The organism is Alkalihalophilus lindianensis (assembly GCF_032843265.1).
Classification (GTDB): domain Bacteria; phylum Bacillota; class Bacilli; order Bacillales; family Bacillaceae_D; genus Alkalihalophilus; species Alkalihalophilus lindianensis.
Genome location: NZ_JAWJBA010000846.1, coordinates 1 through 245 on the forward strand (window position 1 = coordinate 1; position 245 = coordinate 245).

Annotated in this window: 1 pseudogene; it reads left to right on the forward strand. The window is 43.3% G+C overall.

What is annotated here, in order from left to right:
* Nucleotides 1-244 (forward strand): annotated as a pseudogene (locus tag RYX56_RS24540) (lipoyl synthase); the annotation flags it as partial.
* Nucleotide 245: the final 1 nt, after the last annotated feature.

The window sequence follows — 245 nt, forward strand, 5'->3', positions numbered from 1 at the left end:
GGCAAATCATGTTGATATCATGACCATCGGCCAATATTTACAGCCGACGAAAGCGCATTTAAAGGTTCAAAAATATTACAGTCCGGAAGAATTTCAGAAATTACGCGAAATTGCCATGACGAAGGGCTTTAACCATTGCGAAGCAGGACCGCTCGTTCGATCCTCTTATCATGCCGATGAACAAGTAAATGCGGCCGCAAAGCACAAGCAATTACTTGGAGAACAGAGCACAAAGGAAGCATAAT